Origin of the sequence: Bacillus sp. FSL P2-0099, assembly GCF_038007445.1 — a bacterium.
Lineage (GTDB): Bacteria > Bacillota > Bacilli > Bacillales > Bacillaceae_G > Bacillus_A > Bacillus_A mycoides.
Window position 1 is genome coordinate 3,199,559 of sequence record NZ_JBBOXE010000001.1, and the last position, 22,192, is coordinate 3,221,750.

Genomic DNA, 22,192 nt, shown 5'->3' on the forward strand with positions numbered 1-22,192 from the left:
TAAAAGTAGAAAAAACGCTATTCTTTCTGTAGAATCATAGGAAAGGATGGCGTTTTTTATGTCTGTTTCTGTGTCTGACGAATTACAACTGTTTGCTCAAGAAATTCAAAGCTTCTTATCTCCGAATTTCTTACGAGATCTTGCTAGAGATGTTGGTTTTGTAAAACGAACCAGTAAGTACCAAGCAAAAGACTTAGTCGCTTTATGTGTATGGATTAGTCAAAATGTCGCTAAAACCTCTTTAACTCAGTTATGTAGCTGTTTAGAAGCATCAACAGAAGTGCTCATCAGTCCTGAAGGACTGAATCAACGGTTTAATGAGGCGGCTGTCCAACTTTTACAACGCCTACTAGCTGAACTACTAAACAAAAAAATGGACGCATCTATGCCGATTTCTTCGCCATACACTTCTGTTTTCAAGCGTATTCGTATTTTAGATTCAACTGCATTTCAACTCCCAGATGTATTTTCATCGGTTTATCCAGGTGCAGGAGGATGCAGCCATACAGCTGGAATAAAAATTCAACTTGAGTATGATTTGTTAAGTGGACAGTTCCTACATATTCATACAGGCCCAGGTAAACAACTTGATCGCACTTACGGCTCTCTGTGTGCCCCAACTGTGACAGCGAATGATTTATGTATCCGAGATTTAGGTTATTTTCGTTTGAAAGACCTTCAATATATACAAGATAAGGAGGCCTACTATATCTCTCGTATCAAGTCGAATACACGTATTTATCAAAAAAATCCTACCCCTGATTATTTTCAAGATGGAAGAATTAAGAAAGGTACAGAGTATATACAGATAGATATGGAGACGTTAATGAACTCCCTTCAACCAGGACAAACATGTGAAATAGCTGATGCTTATGCAGGAATGATTGATAAAATGTCAGCTCGTGTAATTGTTCATCGATTAACAAAACAACAGCAACAAAAACGATTACAAGATCAAATTGTAAGAGAAAAAAAGAAAGGAATGAAGTATTCTCCTCGTAGTAAACGACTCAGTGGTATCAATGTATATATGACAAACACCCCTACAGATATTGTCCCGACGGGACAAGTACATGATTGGTATTCTTTACGTTGGCAAATCGAAATTTTATTTAAAACGTGGAAGTCATTCTTTCAAATTCATCATTGTAAAAAGATAAAACCAGAACGATTGGAGTGCCATTTATATGGTCAATTGATTGCCATTCTACTCTGTTCTTCTATCATGTTTCAAATGCGACAATTGCTCCTAATGAAGAAAAAACGAGAGCTTAGTGAGTATAAAGCCATATATATGATCAAAGACTATTTTCTTCTTTTATTCCAAACTATACAAAAAAACACCCAAGAGCTATCAAAGGTGTTACTTCGCTTGTTCAATCTCCTACAGCAAAACGGGCGGAAATCTCATCGATATGAGAAAAAAACGGTCTTTGATATATTAGGTGTCGTTTACAATTGTACCATGTCTGATAATCAAGCCGCTTAATTCAAAAAATGAAACCCGTTAGGGTTTATTTCGTATGCAAATCTTTTAATCACCTATACTTGCCCTTTAGAAAAAAGAAACAATCTCGCCTAAAATTGACTTTGCATAATCTTAGCTTGATAGCGATGTGGTGCTACCCCATCGCTATCAAGTTAAGAAACACATTCTTCCCCAAAATGATAAAAATGAACTTCGGTGCTATAAAAAACACAAAATTTCCATTTAAAGAGTACTTTAAAGTCTTAGCTTGATGGCAATGGAGTATTAAAATAGATTAATTTGATGGGCATGTACACAGACCCCAATTATAGTAGGGGCCCCGCCAACCAATTGACATAAAACCCACGCTAAGCAAATTGGCTTTAGTTTGTATTAATTTAAAGAGATTCTATGATTTTATAGTAAGTGGACTACCAGCACTTTTTAAAAAAATCATACTAAACACATTTTGATAAAAGAGCCGATTTTTCCAATTTTCTTGTAAATTGTGTTGCATAAATAAATGCTCATTTCTCTTGGTGTTTCGATTTTTCTTCAACAGGAATTTGCATATTCATAATTATCTGTCCTTCTGGGTAAAACAGATTCAATCCGTGTAAATCTGATTCAATTACATCACATGATCTAAACTGTAAACCATTTCTCTTTATATAGTCTTTAATGTTTGTATATATTTGACGTCGTGCTTCATCCATATGCCCTTCTGTACATACGTAATCAACACAAAGATAATTACCTGCAGGTATACTAAGAATATCAACATGCTCGATCTCTGTATCATTCAAAACAGGATAATAAACTGAAAGTCCCAAATCATCATTGAAGAAATTCTTAATTGGACACATTGTTATAAATTGTTCTTGAAAAAGTTCACCTTGCTTAAAAATAGAACGGAATTTATCAAAAAAGGATTTTACACTATTAAAATTTTCTCCTTTGATGTGATAATATTTTCTTTCTTCAAAATAGACACTCTGAATTTTATTGAAATTTCTGCTTCTATTTTGAAGGAGATCTAGGAGCCTAGTAATTTTCTTTTGCACTTCCATAAATCGATGAATTTCAGTTTCAATTTCATTTTTTTTGTTCTGTAAGATATTCATATTGTTTATTATATTTCTCTTATTTATTACTAAATCAATTTCTTCAATTGAAAAACCCATATCTTTACAAAAGAAGATTTGGCTAATTCTTTGTAGGTCTTCATTTCCATACAATCTATAGTTATTTTTACCTACCTTTGGCTGAACTAATCCTTTTTCTTCATAGAATCGAAGTGTTTCTTTCGTAGTATTAAAAATCTTAATTACATCACTTTTAGTTAACTTATAGCTATCCATCTAATTATATTGCCTCCTATAAGGAATAATATTCATACTATAAACTATGTGGTTACTTCATAGTCAATAAATAAAAAAATTTAAAATCAAAACTGGCTGTTTTTAGTGATGAAGGAGTACATGTCTGGTTCTGTTGCAAAGTTTCTTAACAGCTAAAAAGTTGGTATGATAGCTGTTCTTGCAGAGTTTGAGCGTGATATTATTCGTGGAAAGCCTCTTCGTAAAGATAATGCGTAAATACAAACAAAACCAGCAAAACACCTTTTCTGTGTCGTACTGGTTTTGTTGAAGTCCATCTTGAATTGTAGCTAGTTCAACGTGATTGCAAATTCCGAGTTCGGCGCGCCAGCAAATACAACCGATCCGTTTTTCGGCAATTTTACTTTGTTATTGCCGCTCACAACGGTAAAATTGACGCATACTCCCTTCTCATCATACACCGCGAATGAACTCTTCGATGACAACGTCACGCTCATCGTTTTCCCTGCTGTCGCTTGTGGAATCGTAAACCATTTCGCATGCCCATTTGCTTGTAGCGTAACTTTGGATGATTGGCCTGCATCAAGCGGTTTTACGTTGGATCCACTTACATATAACAATCCGGCCATCTCCATATATTCACTGCCGCCTTCTGTATAGAAATGAGTTTCCGTCGTATCACGGCCATTCATCACGGGGATCTGGAGCTGATGCGCCGCGGTGTTCGGACCTGTAATTTTTCTGCCGTCCCAATAGCCCTCCAGGTCTTCCTTGCGAGTAATTTGTGTGGTAATAAGTTTCGGTTGAACGAGATATTCAATAGAACTAAATTTCTCGTTCACGAGATAGAACTTGACGCCTTCCCGCTTCGCCCATGCGGCAGCGGTTTTCTTCGATAGCACGTTGTCTTCTAGTTTCTCGGCTAAATAGTGAGTCATCACATTTTGCCCTAAGCCTGGCGTCGATTTATATGTGCTCTCCTTCAAATAAGTGCTTCCATTCTTCTCAGTGACGAAGTTGAGCTTGGAAGTACCCTTCTCATTAATAAAGCTTCCATTCGCAGTATATACATATTTTTCTTCTCGATTAGATGGTAAGAACAGTTCTCCATTCTTCGTAATTTCTATTTTGAAATGACTTTCGCTATTGCCGTAAAAGCCCGCTTTCTTCGTCACGTCTTGAGGCATCTTGGCCTTGACCGGCTTGCCAAAGGATTTGTTTGGCTTGATGTCCTTAATTGAGCCCTTCTCTTTAAGCGCGGCGAGCAGTAATTCAGTTGCCAGTAGTTGATTTGTAGAGCTTTGGCCGCCGGATGACAACACAGCCACTGCCATCTTCTGTTCCGGAAGCACGACCAGTATAGCATGTTGCAGTGTTGTATCGCCGCCCTTAGCCATGCTTTTTATCCCATATTCACTGAATGGGTATAGTTTCACACTATCCCAGCCAAGACCATAGTTGAAAATATTACCTCCATCCCCCGGCCACATTCCTTTTTTATATTCCTCTTGCTCCATCGCCTTGACTGCCTTATCAGAGAGGATCCCTTTTCCCTGTCCCATAAATAATTGTGAGAATCGTACCATATCTTCTGCCGTGGAAGAGATCCCTCCCGAACCAATCACATTCACCGATTCAATGGGAAGCTTCCCTTGGTACGCCGGAAAATAGAGTCCAGCCCGCTTATCGTCTTCCCATTTATCCTGCGGCGTTTTCGTATGATTCAGCTGTAAGGGTTCTGTAAACCGTTGATGTATAAATTCGGTAAAGCTCATACCGCTGACTCTTTCCACCAAAATCTCGGCCAGCGTAAAGCCGTCGTTGCAGTATACCGAGAACGCGCCAGGATCCGCCTTCAAGCTTTGGTTGGACAATTGCCGCATCAAGACATCATGGGCATAGGTATCATTATCGTTAAATAAAAATGCATTACTTAACGTGGAACCTTGCAAACCGGAGGAGTGGTTTAACAGCATACGTGGCGTAATGCGTTTGTACCGCTCGTCTTTCATCTTGAAATCAGGAACAAAGTGGACGACAGGAGCATCCAAATCGACTTTTCCTTCGTCGACCAATTTCATTACAGCCGCTGTTGCATACATTTTACTGACTGAACCAATCCCATATAGAGTATCTTTGTTCAGCCGCTGTTTTCCTTCCATATCGTTCTTGCCTGTCTGACCCGACAAAATAAGTTTACCATTATCAATTAGCGCATACTGCACGCTAGTCGTCCCATAGGACTTCGTGAGTAGCGCAGCCTTCTCTGCCGCAATCTTCTCCAGTTCTTGGTTAGCAACTTCTTGGTTAGCTACAACCGGAGTCTTACTGCTTGAAGATGCTATCGCCCCTGTTGGTAGGATCATCGTTAGCGCTAATGTAGCGGCTAACACCCCAGATAGTTTATTTTTCATGAGAGAATTACCTCCTTAGATAAGTAATCGAATTCATCACTTATTTGTTTAACTATAAAAAATATGACAAAATTTATCCGTTTTTCTTTTTTGCCTACTTGCTAAATTCAGCAAGTAAAATATTTTTAAAAGGATTAGGACTGTCAGCTCTACCCAAACTATTCCAATTGACGACCAACGTATGCTTGCCTCCAAGTTTACCTCCAACAAGAGTAGTAAACCCTAGAATGCCACCTGTGTGTCCCCATATCGAGACATCGTTTGGAAGCTTAGTTTCATAGATTCCAAGACCATATCCATCGATTCCTTCTTTTCCTGTAGGAACTGTAGTAAGCATTTGTTTTAGTTGCTGTTCTTTCAGTAATTTACCCCCGAGCAAGTAAGAAAAGAATTTGTTTAAGTCGTCAGCAGTAGAAATCATATCTCCAGCCGAGCTACCTATACTTGGATTAAAATAAGTAACGTCTTTTAGCTCACTTGCTCCGTCTGGTTGGACATATCCACGGGCATGCTTAGTGCCTGGAATAACGCTTGAATTGCCAGGTAGGAATGTATTCGACAATTCAAGCGGTTCAATAATCCGATTTTCAATCTCTTCCGCATAACTGTTTCCGGTTACTTTTTCAATAAGGATACCCAGTAATACGTATCCTGTGTTTGAATAAGACCAGCCCTTTCCTGGGGCAAAGTCTGGGGGCATCGAAAGTCCAATCTTCACTAGCTCTTCAGCGGTATACAATCTTTTTGTATGCGTAAAATCAGCTTCTTTTGACCTTGAGTATTCAGCGATGCCACTTGTATGATTCAACATCTGACGGATAGTAATCTGTTTAGCATCATATCCATTTCCTTGAATGACACCAGGCAACCATTTTTCGATGGAGTCGTCTAGATTCAGGCGGTTCTCTCCAGCTAATTGAAGTAAAACCGTTGCGATGAACGTCTTCGTCACACTGCCAATGCGAAAGCGAAAATCTGTTTTCATTGGTTGCTTGCTGCTCAGATCCGCTACCCCAGCGGCATAACCCCAAGTTTTTCCACCCTCAGAAGTTTTAGCAAGTATCCCCGGGTATCCAAGTTGCAATGTATCCCGCATTGCTTGCTTGACGGAAGTACGATCTCGTTGAGTATTTGTTTGTAACGAACTAGATACATTTTGAGTGGGCTCTGCTTTTACAATTGAGGTTGGCGTTGTGTATAACAGGGAACTTCCAGCTATTAAAAGAGCCAGACTTGCAAATGTAATTTGACTACGTGTTTTCATAAGGCATTCCTCTCCTCTATTCATATTGTATAGGTGGTTGCTTGATATTTCATACTCACCACACAGCTATCATCTCTACCGATGATAAAAAGTCAACATTGAATTCGTAATCATCTTCATAATGATTATTTTTTACAAGCTCCATTCTGTCCTAACAAACGGTAAATCCCTCTTTTTGCATGTATGTTAACCTCAGAAGTTATTTCTTTTCCATAAAACACTCTTATTAACTGGTTTGTTTTTCATATATAAGTTATATCTGTTCCTCCTTTCATGCTTCTTTATATTTTCATCATACACAATGAAATTCTCTTTTTCCTTACCTATTCCTTACAAATCCCTTACGTTCAAAATAGCCTCTGTGTCTCAAATGTGCCAATTAATTCTCATCAAGAAGAAACGAGAATTAAGCGAATATAAAGCGATTTATATCATAAAAGATTATTTGTTACTTATTTATGAATCTCTACAAAAAGACACCAAAGAATTAACAAAGATATTGTTTCGTCTGTTTGATCTCTTACAGAAAAACAGACGAAAATCCCATAGGTATGAGAAGAAAACCGTCTTTGATATCTTAGGCGTCGTATATAGCCTTTCTATGCCTCACAAGCATGTAGCGTAATCCAAAAAATTAAAACCCAATAGGGTTTATCTGGTATGAAAATATTTAAAGAACTTACACTGGATCTTTAGAAAAAAGAAAAAAGCCCATCAGACCAAGGTTTTGAAGTACCCCCTAAATGAAAATTTTCTTTCTCTACAGTTAGTTTTTTTGAGAAATCAGCTCATTTTTTTGTTTTTGGGGTGTTTACTTTTCTTAAGTTGATGGATGTGGTCTCACCATACCATTTCGGGAAAATTGTACGTTTAGACACAATCCGGACATATTTTAAGCGTTTTCTGTACGTTAAGAGACATCTGTCCAGAAAATCTTATGTTTATGAACAGAGGATAAAACTCAATAATAGAATATTAATATTCAATTTTTATATAAAAAAATAAGCTCCGAAGAGCTTATTTTAATACTATCAACGCAATTATCAATGATATTATTGAAAATACAATCATAAATAATGAAGCTCAGTCATGAGCTATCGCCCTGTTACCGTCATTGCTGCTGTGTAAATTGTATCTACAGAACCGTCAGCACTTACAATTTCAACTTTATAACGGTATGTTCCATTGTTGTAAATGTTTTCTCCATATCCTGTGAAAGTTGAAATTTCATCATTTGCTCCAGCTGGAACCCATTGATTTTGCCAATGGAAGAAAGTATCATATTCTCCCCAATTGTCTCCATATTTCTTTTCGATGCTGACATTATAATGAATGTCCTCAGCTCGGTTATTTGTAATTCTTGCAATTACGTTTCCACCAAAAGTGTATTCCGTAGCGTGAACTTGAACTGTAACACCATTCACCGTTTCGCTAGGACCACAGATGTAATGACAATCTTCACTTGCTTGTGCTTCAGGTGTGTTAATGTTCATAACCGTTAAACCGCCTAAAGCTAAAGCTCCTGTTAATGCAATTGCAGCTAATTTTTTCATGATAATTCCTCCTATTAACCGTTATAAGTGAATGTTTTTGTTTTTACGTATTCATTGCCAGCATAAAAAGATTTCTATGACTCATTTTTATCACCCTTCAGCTTATATAATTCGACAAATGGTGATAATTTCCTGCAAATAAAATAAAAAAGCACTCCCGCAGGAATACTTATTCAAATTCAATTTCTGTTTTATTGTCTGATGTGAAGTATCTTATGGTTGTTTTGCCGTATTCTTGCAAGCCACTCTGCGCAACGGCGTCTTTTAACTTTGTTCTCGTTCTGTAGCCGAAATTTTCCCGTAGGCCTTCGTCTGCATTTGACAATGCTGTTTTGTCAACGAAAACATATAAGACATACAAGTTATTTTCTTTTTTTAATTCAACCGCTGTAACAGTACCGCCGAAATATTCTTTAATTTCTTTGGTTCTACGTTCAAAACTTTTCATCATTCGTGTTTGCTCATCTTTTGGTTGTTCTGTTTTCGCAGTTGTTTGTTGTGCTTTTGGCTTCTCTTTTTGAACCACTTCTTTTTCGCCGCAAGCCGCTAACATTGCAACCGATAAACCAACTGCTAATACTGATTTCTTCATCATTTTAATCCTCCCAATATAAACACCTAAATATTAGTATACTATGAAATTCATTGCTGAATATGAAAAAGATGCCCATTAAGGGGTACCGCCACATCGCTATCAAGCTAATATTTTTAGCTACCCCCATAACGAAAATTTTATACATCGTTGACTATTGATAATGATGCGTTATGTAGACCTCACAGATAGATATGGGCATACAGTTCTTCTTTTATGGTACACTTCAATAAAAGGAGGGGAAGATGTTTGAAAAAGTGGATTAAAATCACATCAACCTTAGTTATTGCTATAGCAGTTGGTATTTTTACTGGCTACAAAGTCGGTACGTATGCAGGTTCAGACGTTAAGGAAAAGCAGACTGAGAGAATTAAAGGGGAAGAGGTAATACTTGACCTCAACTCTGATCGTCATATAATCAATGCAATGCACAAAATGACTCATCAAAAAGTATTATCCCACGAAAAGCAAGGATTTATCAAAATGACTCCAGAAAACATCGAAAAAGTACGTCAAGCGATTGATGAAAGTAATAGTGGAACCTTACAACATAAAGAACAGTACCTTAAGATTTTGGTTCGTTGGTATGAAGGCGATTTCTCTCAATCGGTTGAGGAACATAATTTATTATGGGAATGGGACAATAACAGCACTGGTAAAGCATACGAATTAGCGACACCGGAACAAGAAGAAGCATACATTTTAGAACAAGCGAAGTCTGAAAAACAATAAAGGGGTATCGTCACCTCGCTATCAAACTAATAAAAAGAAATGCCCCCTAAAATGAAAAAAACGCTATTCTTTCTGTAGAATCATAGGAAAGGATGGCGTTTCTGTATATTGTTACAAAAAGAATAGCGTTTTTTTCGCTTTATAAATACAATTTCTTTTTCAGTAAAAAATGTGGGTGGTCCCCCTCTAATACCCCAGAAGAAAAAAAAGAGGTTGAATCCTTTAACGTACAGGGCGTTCCATATATTATTGTAAAAGATCATGAAAATAACATTCAAAAATCAATTCTTGGATTCAGCACTCAATCATTAGAAGAGGCTATTTTATAATAATCATCCCAAAAAAGAAACGAACAAAAATGTTCGTTTCTTTTTTATGGTGTTTAATGCTCAAGAAAACTTATAACCGCATAAGTATATAGAACGACTAGAGCAAAGGCACATATTCCCATAATTATAATCGCTAGTGCGCTTTTCTCTTGTCTAAACCCTATAATTCCAAGAATAAATGCACTCCACATTGTTACCTTAAGCATTGTAGAAAGGTTGGGAATTGAATATCCACTCAACCAGGTAGAGAAACTTACAATTACGGAAAAAGAGAACAAAGTTAGAACAATAGATAATATATTAATGTGCTTCCCATACTTCAGTTGCATTTCGCTACCCCCTTTTCTTTTCATTAGTGAATAATAGGTAGATGACTATATTTTTATTCTATTCTAAATTTTCTTAAAAATCCACAACGAAAAGAAGAGGTTGTCCCAAAAGTCGCTGAATAGTTACTTTTAGGTAACCTCTTTTCTTTATTTTTTACTTTCCTGTAGTTTAGAGATACTTGCTTCTTTTTCAGGTAACGTATCAACAAAATCCTTTTGAGATTTTAATAAGTCAGATTATTGTATCCAAGCCTTAAGATCATCTAAAGATTTACGGGCTTCTTTTTCACTTCTTCTACAAATTCCCATGTCTCTCCGTTATCTTTTGATTGATAAAGTACACTACTATCGCCATTGTAGTCTCCATCTGCCCCTTGTCCAACTAACATATTAAAAACCCCATCTTTCTCATATGGCATACTAGGAGAATCAAAAGGACTTATTGTGGACTGTGTATGATCTAATTTGACTTCATGCGGCGGATATTCTACCTTTTTGAAAGATCCCCCCCCATCATCTGTGCGATATAACTCTCCCTCATTACCAGAAGGTCTAACTGCTCCTAAAAACCCAAGTTTATCATTTATAAAAGTGATTCCTGATACACTACCAATCCCCCTATTAAATGGGTCTGGATTGATAACCTCCCATGTTTCCCCTTCATCACTAGTCTTGCTTAATGAATAAAAGGCGCTCCCTAATGCTTTATCTGTCATATTTAGTTTATAACCAACTTCTTTTGATAGGAAAAACTGTTCTTTTTCATTCTTTAAATCTTGTTGTTTCTTCTCTTTAAGCCTATCTTCATTTGGAGGCGTCTTTGATTTACTCCAACTTGCGTCACATATTAAGTTATATCTAGCAGGTACTAGCTCTTTCTCTTTTCCAGGGACAAATATAGATACAGTATATCCAATGATTTCAGAAGCTGCTTCTTTAAGACTCTGCCCCTTACCATCCTCAGTAATATTAATAATTCCCTCTGTATTGGATCCCCAATTTCTTTTTCCATAATAAATCAACCCATACTTACTTTCATTCCACTTTCTAACCGTTTGCTTAACTGGAATCGCCTTAACCGTTTTAATTAAAGGTTCTACTAATTTATCATCATCATAATCAGGCTTTGCATACCCGTCTCGTATTATAGTAATATCTTCTGATTTCTTCTTATTATAAGAGATTAAATAAGTTTCTTCTTTCCCATCAACATTTTTCCCATAAACAAATGTATCAAACGCTGTGATTGTTCCATCTGAATGAAATGTAAGATCAAAATCAGTTGCCATATACAATTTCTTTGGCAAAGGATATTTTTTATTTATATCTTCAAAAATACCTTCTACTCCAGATTCATATATATTATTATGTTTAAGTTTAACTGACCTTTCATGTTTTAACCTTTCTATAAACCATGCCAATTTGCCATTGTAATTTATTGCACTTTTATAAATCTGCATCCCATAAAATGATGTAATTGCAACAATAATGATAATAGAAATGGATCTCCATGCTATTGAATTAGTTAATTTTTTAGATTCATATTCTCTATTTTTTATCACCCGCATTGTAGTAAATGTAGTCATGGATATAAAAAGTACTATACATAATAACAAAATATAAATATTATAATTCATCCTTCCGTACTTACAGTATAAGGCTAACTCATAACAAAAAATGCCGTATACAATTATTAGTATTGGATTTGTTACTAATGACAGAAGTAACCTTTTTGCATTTTCCCTAAATATAGAAATCACTCCTAATTACATGAATTACTGATATTAAGTATACTTTATTGTAAAGTAACAAAAAAGCTATTTAATCTTGCCGCCAAAAATACAATAGACATCTGTCTATGTAAATGGCAGTTGTCTATTAAAGCCGTTTAAAAATCTAGTTGTTTCATAGACAATGGATTTTTGAGTGAATACTAAAGTTGCTTCATTTGGGAGCCAAATAATGAAAATGAACCCTCATAATAAACATAACAAATAGAGTATTTGCATTTACACTCTATAAAACTCAAATGTATTTTTTTCTAGACATATTGCTTCATCGGAATTTTTGATAATAATATCAAAACATTGACTGTATGGATGCATAAACACTTCGTACTGAATCCGACGTTCTGCATGAGACCGCCTTAAATAATTGATATCGGCTCTCCTTTCAGCAATATCGCGGCTAGACCTTCTCATTAATTCTGTTTCGCCATCTGCATAGAAGTAAATTTTTTAATCAAATAAATCGGGATTAATAAATGCGACACTCATTCCTTCTACAATCATTAGTTGAATAACCTAAGGCTGCTTCGGTAGCCATTTTTTGTACCAACTGGCAGTTTAGTTTTCAATATGTGAAAAGGGATTTCCAAGTAATTAATTGAATATACATTTATTGTTCACTAATTTTTAGGAGGTCCCTTTATGGGAGATAAGCTTTACTGTATTGCTGCATATCAAGTTCTTAATGAAGAAAGACTAGGAGTTTCGCACGGTTCTATAATAATTTATAGTGATGCTGTGACGGGATCTCCTGTTAGTGAGATAGGGTGTTTTTTAATTTATTTATCATAATAACGTACCACGAAATTGCAACTCTCGTCCTCAAGAATTATTTCTTTTGGGTGAAAGTTTTTTTATTATATAAGTTTCATTCTGTCATAATTTAAAGTTTTCGAGAGGAGAAATGATATGAATTCTATTTTATTAGATGTTCCGTTACAAATAGAAACAGACAGACTAATTCTTCGAGCACCACTTCAAGCTGGTGACGGGAATGTCGTACACCAAGCTATTAAGGATTCAATTAATGAGTTAAAACAATGGTTGCTTTTATTTCAGTCAATTCCTACTGTTGAAGAAACGGAAATTATCCTGAGAAATGCCCATATAGATTTTTTAAAAAGAGAAAGCTTTCGCTATCTTATCTATCATAAGGATACTAATGATTTTATTGGAACCGCTAGCCTTCACGGAATTAATTGGAAGATTTCTAAATGTGAAATTGGATACTGGATTAACACGCAATTTAGTGGCAATGGATATATGACAGAGGTAGTAAGTGAGTTAACAAACCTTGGATTTCAGTTACTCAAATTTAGAAGGATTGAAATAAGATGTGAATCTACTAACACTAAAAGTCGTGCGATCCCTGAAAAACTAGGTTTTGAGCTTGAAGGGATATTACGTAATGAAGATCTTTCAGCTGACGGTAAAAAACTAATTGATACCTGCATCTATGCAAAGGTAAATTAGATTGAAATTTTAATACTCAATTGCGTCTGTGTACATAGTTTATTCCCCTTCTAATCCATTATTGTGATTTGTTTAGAACTATAGTACATCAATATGTTTAAAATGAAATGTACTGAAATGGGTATATTCTATTGTTACAATCATTTTATAAATAAATTACTTCATGAAGTTATAAAATTAGGACCGTACATATTAGACATATCTAAAATGTACGGTCCTTTTGTTTACTAGTGGTTCACTTATCTAACCTAAAGATAAGTATGTGGTCCTTTTACAATTTGAATTTCTTTGTAAGCTTCTTATATTTTCTATATGAACGTCGAACAATGTTTAACATGAAATACGGTATTTTAACAGGGAAAGGCAATTTATAAATGAAAGGCAAGTAAAATGTAAAATATGCCTTTTCTAAGTCTCTCCACTTACTATCTTCTTTTGTTTTTAAGAAATCAGATACATCGACTACATATCCCCTTCCATTTTCCATCATCACATTTTTTCCGTGAACATCACAAGGAGTTAATCCTTGCTCCCTTGCATACTCTATAGCTTCATTGATATCAAGGATTACCTGCTTAGGAATTTTAATCCCCTTATGGATAGCATCGTATAAGGTAATTTCTTTTAAACGTTTCAATACTATGAAATTTCCTCCTTTATATATAAGATTCGAATAAGAAGGATGATTTCCGATTCTTCGGTATACTTCTGACTCTTTTTCAATTCCTTCTCCTTCTCGCGCGTAAACTTTCACTACCCAATCTTTGTATTCTTTGTGCATAAATACTGCGGCATAATTACCTGTCCCTAAACACTTCCAAAGTCTAGGAATATCTTTAACTACTATAGGCTCGAATTCATCCTCACTTCTTATGCTTACCTCTTTTAATAATTCGTCCTTTATCAATCTCACAAAACTATTTATACTCATCATTCCCACTCCGGTTTTGCTACAAGGGGTACTACCCCATACCCATCAAGTTAAAAAGTACATTCTTCCCTAATACGAAAAAAATGAGCAGACTTCACTAAGTAACTAACTTGAGCGAAATAAAATTTTCATTTAGGGGGTACTTCAAAACCTTAAAATGGATATTCTACGCAAATATATATTATTGATACAATAAGTTATGTTAACTTCACATAATTATATTATACAAAAACTCGGCAAATATCGTTACAAAAAGTGTACAAGCCATATCTACTCTCTCTAAATAGTTTATTGCGAATCTATTTTAAGGAGAATTCTTACATCACAATTTCATAAATCTAAGGTTTCAAACTATTCATTACGAAAAAAAGACCGTATCACTACGGTCCTTTTCTCGCTCTTATGCAAACACTATGACTGTGTAACTTTATTAGAAACAAGTAGTTTTTCAATACATATAGGTAACATATCTAATAACGTTTCAAATGCGTAATTTACGTCCAGACGCTCCGTCCATTGATGTGCATCTTTTCCTACTGGTCCCATATTTAATACTGGAACGTCAAACTCTTCTAATTCCTCTAGTGGAATCGAATAACCTTTATCCCATAATGGCATATTGTCTACAAGAGAACTCATTGAATCCAATGGGTTTTGTAAGCCCACATAGCTTAAATCTGAAATTCCTCCAAAATAATTTTGGTTTTCAAATGTAATGCTATGATTATAGTGGGCATACTTTTCCATTTCTACAACTACCTCTTTAATTAAAGGATTGTTGCGTGAACTCACAGCTGGATAGTATGGCGGCGCAAAGAAAAGTACAATCATTGGAGCCTTTTCTTTACATAAGATAGATAATTTGTCTACTAAATCAATAGTTACTGCACGATCATCTTTATCTTCTCTATTTTTTATAATATCGGATTGAATTTCATCTATTTTTTCTCTTCCATGTTGTTCAATTGCATAAGCGATAAGCTCTTCATACGTTAATACATTTACTTTAAGATTCGGCGGTATGAACGGATTATACTTAGAAAAATGATACGCTCGCTCCTCATACGATTCTTCGATTTTCTCTGCTACTTTCGTTACTTTTTGGCGTAACAATGAAACTACATCTGTCATCGTTTTTTCTAGTAAAAACAAGTTAAATAACGTGACTGCACGATGAGGAATTTGTACAGAATAATCCTCCTTTAAATCTCTTTGAAGCAAGTTAGTTGGTGGAGGACTTGCTTCACCATCTACAATATCGCAAAGGTCCGTATTCAACTCTAATTCAGCTGTTAATAATGCAGCCATATAGCTCCCATTTAATCCTGCAAAAGGTTCGCCTACATGTGTCTCTTTTCCATAGCAAAGGAAACCAGGTAACACCTTCCCAATAGAACCAGTATAAATATACTTATTTTGGTCACCAGGATGTCTTGAAAACATAGGCTCTGAATTTAGGACCGTTTTATACTCTAAGTCATGTTCTTTTGCTAAGTCTAATAATCTTGGAACAGCAGCTCTCATCCCTACAGAGTTCACTTCTTCATCTGGAACAGCCAATAAAAGAACATTCCCATCAAATCTTCCTTCACAAGCTTGCTCAACCATCGCCATTTGTAAAGCTAGACCACATTTCATGTCCATCGTTCCTCTACCAAATAGCCAATCTCCTTGTTCAATATCTTCACGTACATGATCTGGTAACTCATCTTTATGAGAATAAAACATAGATGTTAATTTTTTAGGGTTAAATGCATCTTCTTTCCACACTCCATAATCCTGTACATCTACAACATCAAAGTGACTAACAAGAATTACAGTATTTTTCGTACTATCACTTTTCTTTACTAGGGCTGTAACAAAATATCGTCCATCCCCCGTCGGATTTTTTTGTAAATGATGCGGATTTTGTTTGAAATACTGTAAGTCAGATAATTGTTCTACAACAAAGTCTGGCAATATAACTTCAGCTTCTGAACCTGTAATACTAGGAATTTCAACAAGATTGCTTAATAATTGAACCAATTGTTCTTTAGATTGCCACTTTGACATATAAATCCCCCTATTTTTCCGCATTATGAAAATCAATTCCAATATATGAATAAAAAATGACGACAGCTATCAAAATTATAATTTTTCCGTTTGGCAAGCTTATGGTTCTTTTCATTTGCGGCAAACATATGCTTCCAGGATTTGAAGAATATGTTTAATATCGCTTTTAAATAAAGTCACGGTGTTTATTTAAAAGACGCGATGTTTTGTCCCTTTAGATCTGTTTATCTAAAGAGAGGTTTTTATAGTGAAAAGAAAATCTGAACTGAAAGACGTATTAAGAAACTGCTGAGTAGCAATAAAGTTACTCCACTAAAGGGCGAGATTGTTGAGGAACGTTTTCAGGAAATTAGATTATTCGAGTTTGAATATATCATTGAGATTGTGAAGGTTTTTTACTTAAACTGACGGGGCAGTAATACTCAATTGAAAATAATGGTAAAGTTAGTGAAAAGAAGAAGGATTAAAAATCGTATAGATTCATTGTAATACATTTTAAGTTTTTGTGTGGCGAGGTATTTGAGAAGTAAGAATGATTTCATCAAAAAAACATTGAAGCTCCAACGGGTTTTTATATGACTATTTTTCCAGACACAATCTAACATCATAACAAATTATAAATAAACAGTCTATACTTTTGGTTAGATTTTTTATATAGTTTGATTGACAGCAAAACCTAAGAAAAGGGGTGTTATTCATTGAGAATCACTTGTCACCTTGATCAATCTGATTTACAGGAGTATATGCAAAAAGTCTTTGGTACCAATTATTTGGTTTCTAGTGTAACGAAAATGCATGGCGGTGCACAAAAGGTAGTCTATAAGATTGACTGCAGCAATGGATTTTCCTGCGTTCTGTATGTTTGGGATCTTACTATGAATTATTTTCAAGAAGAAATAGCAAACCGAGATATACATGAGCACTCCTATAGTAGTGATTTATTTGAATTAAATAACAAGTATTTAATTCAACAAGGAATTCAAACCCCCCTTCTATATGATCTGAATAAGGAAAGAAACCGTTATCCTTATGATTATGCTCTCGTTGAATATGTAAATGGACAAAAGGCAGAAGTTTATTTTCAACATTCCGATTCATATGTTAAAGATAAAGTGTTTCAGCGGATAGGAGATATGCTGGCAGACATGCATGCCAACGAGAGACTTACTCATGGGAAAGCGAATCAAAGTGGGATCAACACGGAAAAATGTCATCACTTGCAAATAAAGAATGCAAAAAGAGATTTAGATTACGCATACCAACATATTGACAGCATCAGGGCTAGTCATAGCAATCTACTCGATACATTGTACGAGCTTGAATCAAAAATTGAACCAAGAAGTCGTTATGGATTTATACATGGGGAACTCGGCCCTGATCATGTATTAATTAATGACAAACTAGAACCTTATTTGATTGATATCGAAGGAGCCGAGTTCTTTGATATTGAGCATGAGCACAGTTTTTTGCAGTTCCGATTTGGGGATTATTATCGATATTTAAAGAATGATACTCTCGACCCCAACAGGATGTTATTCTATCGATTCCATCATCATATATCCTTAACTTCAGGCGGGTTGAGATTGCTTCACAGAGGATTTCCGAATCAACAATTTGCAAAAGATCTTACCGATCACCATTCCCGTTGTGCACTGCGTTTTATTGAAGGTTGAACTTATGTCATTAAAAATTTAAAGATAGATAGGAGTTAAATACGATGATAAAAGGTTTCGGAGGAATATTTTGGAGAACTAAAAATCTTGATGTTATAAAAAAATGGTACAGTGAAGTGTTGAAGATTGAAATAGAAAATTGGAACGGGACTGTGATTAAACCCGAATTAGGAACTGAGACTATCTTTTCTTTCTTTGCCGAGAATGATAGTTATTTTCCTACAGAACAACAAGTGATGTTAAATTTCCAAGTACATAATCTAAACGAGACTATTCAGCATCTTGAACAAATTGGCGTACCTCTTGAAAAGAAAGAAGAGATTAGTGAATTTGGAAAGTTTATTTGGATTAAAGATCCTGAAGGGCGATTGATTGAGCTTTGGGAGAAATAGTGGATTTTAATCATTTGCTATTATGCTAACAGATGCTTTAGTTCAATAAGGTAAATAAAAAAGTGCACCTCCGATTATTAGACACAGTCTAACAATCGGAGGTGCACTTTTTTAATCTATCCAACTTAGTATAAGCCTATCCATTTATTAATAATATCAATCTATCAATAAATTACAATCATCTTGAATGTCTGAATTTTCCGTAAATTAAAGGTTATCCCCCAAACAACCTCGAACATTGTAATAAACATACATAAGGAGGTTGATCTATTTTGTTTCGTTCATTTACAAATGGATGTGTTGCCCTTGTGCAGCGTTTCTTACCAGAACCGTTTATTTTATCATTTTTATTAACTGTTTTCGTTATCTTCTTCGGCATGTTTGCCACGCACCAAACACCGGTCGAAATGATTACGCATTGGGGCAATGGCATTTGGGGACTTCTCGCCTTTTCTATGCAAATGGCTCTTGTACTCGTGACAGGATCTGCATTAGCAAACGCTCCTCTTATTAAAAAAGGATTAACGAGAGCAGCGAAATTACCGAAAACAAATGGACAAGGTATTATTGCAATTTCAATCGTAAGTTTACTAGGAGCATACATAAACTGGGGATTTGGTATTGTTGTATCTGTTTTATATGCAAAAGAAGTGGCAAGACAATTAGAAGGTTTAGATTATAGGTTAGCAATTGCTTCTTCCTACTCTGGATTTCTCATTTGGCATGCAGGTCTGTCTGCTTCTATCCCTCTTACGTTAGCAACTGGCGGCGAAACGTTAATTAAAACGACAGCTGGAAGTATTAAAGAAGCGATTCCAATAACAGAAACGTTATTCTCACCATACGCACTCGTGCCAGTTATTATTTTTCTCGTTACGATGCCTCTCATTAACCGGGCCATGCATCCAGATGAAAAGCATACAATTACTGTAGATCCTAGCGTATTCCATGAAGAAGCTGCCGCTCAAGAAGTAGGGAACAATACGTTCGCTGAAAAAATGGAAAATAGTATGATTATTACACTTTGCATCGGATTATTAGGTCTTATTTATATTTTTAACTATTTTAGTACGAAAGGCTTTAACCTTACACTTGATATCGTTATTTTTATGTTATTAATTGCCGGTCTTATTTTCCACCGTACTCCGATTCAATATATTCGCGCTTTCTCTGACTCAACTAAGAGTGCTTCAGGTATTTTACTTCAGTTTCCGTTCTATGCTGGAATTATGGGGATGATGATTGGAGTAAATAGTGAAGGTCTTTCGCTTGGAGGAGCTATTTCTACTTTCTTTATTAGTATTTCAAATGAAACCACATTCCCGCTCTTTACATTTTTAAGTGCTGGCATTGTAAATATTTTCGTTCCATCTGGAGGCGGTCAATGGGCAGTGCAAGCACCAATTATGATTCCAGCTGGCGCTGAACTTGGTGTACCTGCCGCGAAAACAGCGATGGCAATTGCATGGGGCGATGCTTGGACAAATTTAATTCAACCTTTCTGGGCATTACCGGCATTAGCGATAGCTGGTTTAAGCGCGCGTGATATTATGGGATTTTGTGTTGTTAACTTACTATATGCAGGATTTATCATTAGTCTATGTTTCTTATTTATTTAAACGAAAAGCTAGTTTTATACTAGCTTTTTTATATAATAAATCATTCATTATCTATACAGCTTATTACCTTTCTCCACTCTACCTGCATGATTTAATGCTTCATATGTAAACAAATCTTCACATACTTTTTCAATCATATGAGGATTGTTCTTAAGGAAATTCCACTGCAATACTTTAGGAAGAAAATATGTTTCATATTCTTTACTTCCCTTTATCACCTCATCAACTTCTCTTTCACAAATCCCTCTTATTAAATAATCATTTCTTAATTGTATTTGAATTTGTTGAAACGTTTCGCTGTATTTCTTCAATTGGACTAAACAATTAATATACGTACGCAAAAGTTCGTCATCATAATTGCAACACTTTATAATACGATCGATTTCATTCATAATGTACGAGCCGCTTCTTCTATTTGTAACAGCCATTTTTCACGCTTCGTTACTTTACTCGTTTTCACAGATTGAAAAGTAGAACGTTTTATATTGCCAATACCACAAAAACGTAAAACCCCTCTTTTCATCATAATCCAATCCGCTGATCGATATAATAGTGCCACGTACCATAACGGTGAGTCTAACGTATTAATAACCCATGCTTTCTTTCCTTTCAATAACCCTTTCGGTAAAGCTCCTTCATATTTATAAGCAAATCCAGCTATAAAAATACGATCGATAAATCCTTTTAAAATAGCAGGCATGCCCCACCACCATATCGGATATATGAAAAGAAGAATATCCGCTTTCTGCACTAATTCTCTATATCGCTTCGTCTCTTCTTCATTTAGTAAATCACGTCTTTTCTTCTCTTCATTAAATACAAGCACTGGATCAAATTGTTCTTTATATAAATCAAGTAGCGTAACAGAATGATTTGTTTCCTCAAGTCCTTTTTGCACATGCTCTAAAATTGCCCCATTAAAGCTTGAAGGATTAGGATGAGCATATATAATTAGTACGTTCACTACAAAACAACTCCCTCTTTAGTTAAAGTTTCTCCTTCTTTAACATCTTCTCTACAATTTGCACATTTTTCGAACTTTGTAACAAACGATTTAATACTGTTAGTAACTCTTCTTTTTCTAAACCTTTCAATTGCTCTTTAACTGTACTCTCACCAGCACCTTGAATTTCATACACAACTGCCGCCATATGTTTACAATAATTTTCATAAGGACACTCGCAGCTGCTTTCTGCAAAATCTTCAAGATCAATAATCACTTCATAATTCCCTGCATTTCCAGTAACGAAAGCAAATACTTTCTTGTCGTGTATTTCAACATCTTCTACATGTCCCTCTTCATAATATTCATATCCTCTATCTATAATGTACTTTGGAATCCATTTCATTATATCTTTTAATAAGTATGCATACATCACAACACCTCTTCCTCTAATTCCCTTTTGACTTCCAAAATCCTGCATGTTATTCTAATAACTGTCAAGTAGCGAGTCTACGTGACAAAACGACTGACACCTATTCGGCGGAGGTGTCTCTTTTCATTTGCAGCCGATATGAAGTGCCTCTTTCAGGCACATTCAATCTTTGACACTACACACTCAACACCATTCCCTTGTATCAGGCTGCTTTAGCAGTCTTTTACTCTACATACTTCAAAAAAAAGAGAGCTCAGCTCCCTTTTCCCGCCTTATAAAATACCCCTTTTTCAGCATAGCGATATTCATCATCAGCTAAAGTAATTTTCCCATCCAGTTTGAGTTCATCTAATAGTCTTGATAAATAAAATTGATGTAACATTTTTTTAGTGAATTTTCCTTCATGATGCGAAACGATATGTTCTTGAATATCTAACAATGATATTGGCTTATCTTGCTCTATCATATATTCATAAACTGTACTACGCAGTTTTACGTATTTTTCGAGTGTCACAGTACTTCGCAACCCCTTTCTTCTTATTATATGTTTTCGTAATCGGTTTTTTTGCAACAAAAAAACCTCTCCGATAAGAAGAAGTTACGTATATCTTCGTCTTATCTCCCAGAACAAATATGTTCTGCTGGAATTAGCACCTGCATCGCGGTTGCTGGGTTTCATCGGGCCAGTCCCTCCACCTCTCTGGATAAGAAAATATTCACTTAAATCTTACTATACGCAATTTTATTATAATTGTCAAATAAAGTGAAACTTTAATCAATGGGGAGTGGTCCATCCCCCACTGATTATTAGTCTTCACCAATCGGGCATTTACGGACCGCCCGACTCCCACTTCTTTAAATTTTGACA

The 22,192-nt window shown here is 35.4% G+C and carries 19 protein-coding genes, 3 pseudogenes and 1 riboswitch; of the genes and pseudogenes, 8 read left to right on the forward strand and 14 right to left on the reverse strand.

Translation table 11 applies throughout. The features are described from left to right. The first annotated feature begins 58 nt into the window (after positions 1–58). Positions 59–1,489, forward strand: a complete 1,431-nt coding sequence (locus MKY90_RS16445; protein WP_341091957.1) for an IS4 family transposase — start codon at positions 59–61, stop codon at positions 1,487–1,489. Between the two features lie 506 nt (positions 1,490–1,995). Here the strand turns inward: MKY90_RS16445 and MKY90_RS16450 are convergent. From MKY90_RS16450 to MKY90_RS16460, 3 genes are all read right to left on the reverse strand, one after another. Then, entirely contained in the window at positions 1,996–2,829 is an 834-nt protein-coding gene (locus tag MKY90_RS16450) for a MerR family transcriptional regulator (protein WP_061675234.1), read from the reverse strand. Positions 2,830–3,137: 308 nt separating this feature from the next. After that, positions 3,138–5,222 carry a serine hydrolase domain-containing protein gene (locus MKY90_RS16455; protein ID WP_078185779.1) on the reverse strand — a complete coding sequence of 695 codons (2,085 nt, stop codon included), beginning with the start codon at positions 5,220–5,222 and terminating at the stop codon, positions 3,138–3,140. Between the two features lie 94 nt (positions 5,223–5,316). Further along, the gene (locus tag MKY90_RS16460) at positions 5,317–6,486 is read right to left on the reverse strand and encodes a serine hydrolase domain-containing protein (RefSeq protein ID WP_341091960.1); all 1,170 of its coding nucleotides are present in this window, start codon (positions 6,484–6,486) and stop codon (positions 5,317–5,319) included. Positions 6,487–6,853: 367 nt separating this feature from the next. Between MKY90_RS16460 and MKY90_RS16470 the strand changes: the two are divergent. Next, a pseudogene (locus tag MKY90_RS16470) lies at positions 6,854–7,111 on the forward strand (IS4 family transposase); the annotation flags it as partial. 469 nt (positions 7,112–7,580) lie between these two features. Here MKY90_RS16470 and MKY90_RS16475 read toward each other — a convergent pair. Both MKY90_RS16475 and MKY90_RS16480 read right to left on the reverse strand, forming a co-directional pair. After that, positions 7,581–8,039 carry a hypothetical protein gene (locus tag MKY90_RS16475; protein WP_098169034.1) on the reverse strand — a complete coding sequence of 153 codons (459 nt, stop codon included), beginning with the start codon at positions 8,037–8,039 and terminating at the stop codon, positions 7,581–7,583. Between the two features lie 169 nt (positions 8,040–8,208). After that, positions 8,209–8,634, reverse strand: a complete 426-nt coding sequence (locus MKY90_RS16480; protein ID WP_088039811.1) for a hypothetical protein — start codon at positions 8,632–8,634, stop codon at positions 8,209–8,211. Between the two features lie 246 nt (positions 8,635–8,880). Between MKY90_RS16480 and MKY90_RS16485 the strand changes: the two genes are divergently transcribed. Beyond that, on the forward strand, positions 8,881–9,363 hold the full coding sequence (locus tag MKY90_RS16485; protein ID WP_002190159.1) for a PRK06770 family protein: 483 nt from the start codon (positions 8,881–8,883) through the stop codon (positions 9,361–9,363). Positions 9,364–9,745: 382 nt separating this feature from the next. Here the strand turns inward: MKY90_RS16485 and MKY90_RS16490 are convergent, their stop codons facing one another. The 3 genes and pseudogenes from MKY90_RS16490 to MKY90_RS16500 all read right to left on the reverse strand — a co-directional run. Further along, complete coding sequence (locus tag MKY90_RS16490) at positions 9,746–10,021, reverse strand: hypothetical protein (protein WP_002084476.1); 276 nt, start codon at positions 10,019–10,021, stop codon at positions 9,746–9,748. A 263-nt stretch (positions 10,022–10,284) separates the two neighbouring features. Further along, positions 10,285–11,781 carry a WD40/YVTN/BNR-like repeat-containing protein gene (locus tag MKY90_RS16495; protein WP_341091966.1) on the reverse strand — a complete coding sequence of 499 codons (1,497 nt, stop codon included), beginning with the start codon at positions 11,779–11,781 and terminating at the stop codon, positions 10,285–10,287. 249 nt (positions 11,782–12,030) lie between these two features. Then, a pseudogene (locus MKY90_RS16500) lies at positions 12,031–12,318 on the reverse strand (uridine kinase); the annotation flags it as partial. Positions 12,319–12,450: 132 nt separating this feature from the next. Here MKY90_RS16500 and MKY90_RS16505 point away from each other — a divergent pair. Then, on the forward strand, positions 12,451–12,600 hold the full coding sequence (locus tag MKY90_RS16505; RefSeq protein ID WP_176523476.1) for a hypothetical protein: 150 nt from the start codon (positions 12,451–12,453) through the stop codon (positions 12,598–12,600). A gap of 117 nt (positions 12,601–12,717) precedes the next feature. Next, on the forward strand, positions 12,718–13,281 hold the full coding sequence (locus tag MKY90_RS16510) for a GNAT family N-acetyltransferase (protein WP_098169142.1): 564 nt from the start codon (positions 12,718–12,720) through the stop codon (positions 13,279–13,281). Between the two features lie 271 nt (positions 13,282–13,552). On the opposite strand, the gene MKY90_RS16515 is transcribed toward MKY90_RS16510, so the two are convergent. Together MKY90_RS16515 and MKY90_RS16520 are read right to left on the reverse strand one after the other, a co-directional pair. Then, the gene (locus tag MKY90_RS16515) at positions 13,553–14,221 is read right to left on the reverse strand and encodes a serine/threonine protein kinase (RefSeq protein ID WP_141507043.1); all 669 of its coding nucleotides are present in this window, start codon (positions 14,219–14,221) and stop codon (positions 13,553–13,555) included. Positions 14,222–14,623: 402 nt separating this feature from the next. Continuing rightward, complete coding sequence (locus MKY90_RS16520) at positions 14,624–16,264, reverse strand: M20/M25/M40 family metallo-hydrolase (RefSeq protein ID WP_098169144.1); 1,641 nt, start codon at positions 16,262–16,264, stop codon at positions 14,624–14,626. 743 nt (positions 16,265–17,007) lie between these two features. Here MKY90_RS16520 and MKY90_RS16525 point away from each other — a divergent pair. The 3 genes from MKY90_RS16525 (at position 17,008) to MKY90_RS16535 (ending at position 19,948) form a co-directional block, all read left to right on the forward strand. Beyond that, positions 17,008–17,937 (forward strand): phosphotransferase, encoded by a 930-nt coding sequence (locus tag MKY90_RS16525; protein ID WP_002185385.1) that lies wholly within the window; start codon positions 17,008–17,010, stop codon positions 17,935–17,937. 44 nt (positions 17,938–17,981) lie between these two features. Then, complete coding sequence (locus MKY90_RS16530) at positions 17,982–18,329, forward strand: VOC family protein (RefSeq protein WP_002033235.1); 348 nt, start codon at positions 17,982–17,984, stop codon at positions 18,327–18,329. Between the two features lie 272 nt (positions 18,330–18,601). Further along, the gene (locus tag MKY90_RS16535; protein ID WP_098169145.1) at positions 18,602–19,948 is read left to right on the forward strand and encodes a short-chain fatty acid transporter; all 1,347 of its coding nucleotides are present in this window, start codon (positions 18,602–18,604) and stop codon (positions 19,946–19,948) included. 40 nt (positions 19,949–19,988) lie between these two features. Here the strand turns inward: MKY90_RS16535 and MKY90_RS16540 are convergent. The 4 genes and pseudogenes from MKY90_RS16540 to MKY90_RS16555 form a co-directional block, all read right to left on the reverse strand. After that, positions 19,989–20,340: pseudogene (locus tag MKY90_RS16540) on the reverse strand (group-specific protein). Continuing rightward, on the reverse strand, positions 20,337–20,912 hold the full coding sequence (locus MKY90_RS16545) for an NAD(P)H-dependent oxidoreductase (RefSeq protein WP_098169146.1): 576 nt from the start codon (positions 20,910–20,912) through the stop codon (positions 20,337–20,339). Before MKY90_RS16545 ends, MKY90_RS16540 begins: the two are co-directional and overlap by 4 nt. Positions 20,913–20,934: 22 nt before the next feature. Further along, the gene (locus MKY90_RS16550; protein ID WP_002066108.1) at positions 20,935–21,372 is read right to left on the reverse strand and encodes an SWIM zinc finger family protein; all 438 of its coding nucleotides are present in this window, start codon (positions 21,370–21,372) and stop codon (positions 20,935–20,937) included. Positions 21,373–21,577: 205 nt separating this feature from the next. Beyond that, a complete protein-coding gene (locus MKY90_RS16555) occupies positions 21,578–21,898 on the reverse strand; it encodes a hypothetical protein (protein ID WP_002110869.1) in 321 nt (106 codons plus the stop codon). Between the two features lie 38 nt (positions 21,899–21,936). Then, positions 21,937–22,035, reverse strand: a riboswitch (SAM riboswitch). Positions 22,036–22,192: the final 157 nt, after the last annotated feature.

What these genes read in the sequence shown, in the direction of transcription:
- MKY90_RS16480 (WP_088039811.1), bottom strand. Translation starts at nt 8,634, where the DNA reads ATGATGAAGAAATCAGTATTAGCAGTTGGTTTATCGGTTGCAATGTTA.
- MKY90_RS16445 (WP_341091957.1), top strand. Translation starts at nt 59, where the DNA reads ATGTCTGTTTCTGTGTCTGACGAATTACAACTGTTTGCTCAAGAAATT.
- MKY90_RS16450 (WP_061675234.1), bottom strand. Translation starts at nt 2,829, where the DNA reads ATGGATAGCTATAAGTTAACTAAAAGTGATGTAATTAAGATTTTTAAT.
- MKY90_RS16505 (WP_176523476.1), top strand. Translation starts at nt 12,451, where the DNA reads ATGGGAGATAAGCTTTACTGTATTGCTGCATATCAAGTTCTTAATGAA.
- MKY90_RS16490 (WP_002084476.1), bottom strand. Translation starts at nt 10,021, where the DNA reads ATGCAACTGAAGTATGGGAAGCACATTAATATATTATCTATTGTTCTA.
- MKY90_RS16455 (WP_078185779.1), bottom strand. Translation starts at nt 5,222, where the DNA reads ATGAAAAATAAACTATCTGGGGTGTTAGCCGCTACATTAGCGCTAACG.
- MKY90_RS16530 (WP_002033235.1), top strand. Translation starts at nt 17,982, where the DNA reads ATGATAAAAGGTTTCGGAGGAATATTTTGGAGAACTAAAAATCTTGAT.
- MKY90_RS16510 (WP_098169142.1), top strand. Translation starts at nt 12,718, where the DNA reads ATGAATTCTATTTTATTAGATGTTCCGTTACAAATAGAAACAGACAGA.
- MKY90_RS16525 (WP_002185385.1), top strand. Translation starts at nt 17,008, where the DNA reads ATGCAAAAAGTCTTTGGTACCAATTATTTGGTTTCTAGTGTAACGAAA.
- MKY90_RS16475 (WP_098169034.1), bottom strand. Translation starts at nt 8,039, where the DNA reads ATGAAAAAATTAGCTGCAATTGCATTAACAGGAGCTTTAGCTTTAGGC.
- MKY90_RS16460 (WP_341091960.1), bottom strand. Translation starts at nt 6,486, where the DNA reads ATGAAAACACGTAGTCAAATTACATTTGCAAGTCTGGCTCTTTTAATA.
- MKY90_RS16550 (WP_002066108.1), bottom strand. Translation starts at nt 21,372, where the DNA reads ATGCAGGATTTTGGAAGTCAAAAGGGAATTAGAGGAAGAGGTGTTGTG.
- MKY90_RS16520 (WP_098169144.1), bottom strand. Translation starts at nt 16,264, where the DNA reads ATGTCAAAGTGGCAATCTAAAGAACAATTGGTTCAATTATTAAGCAAT.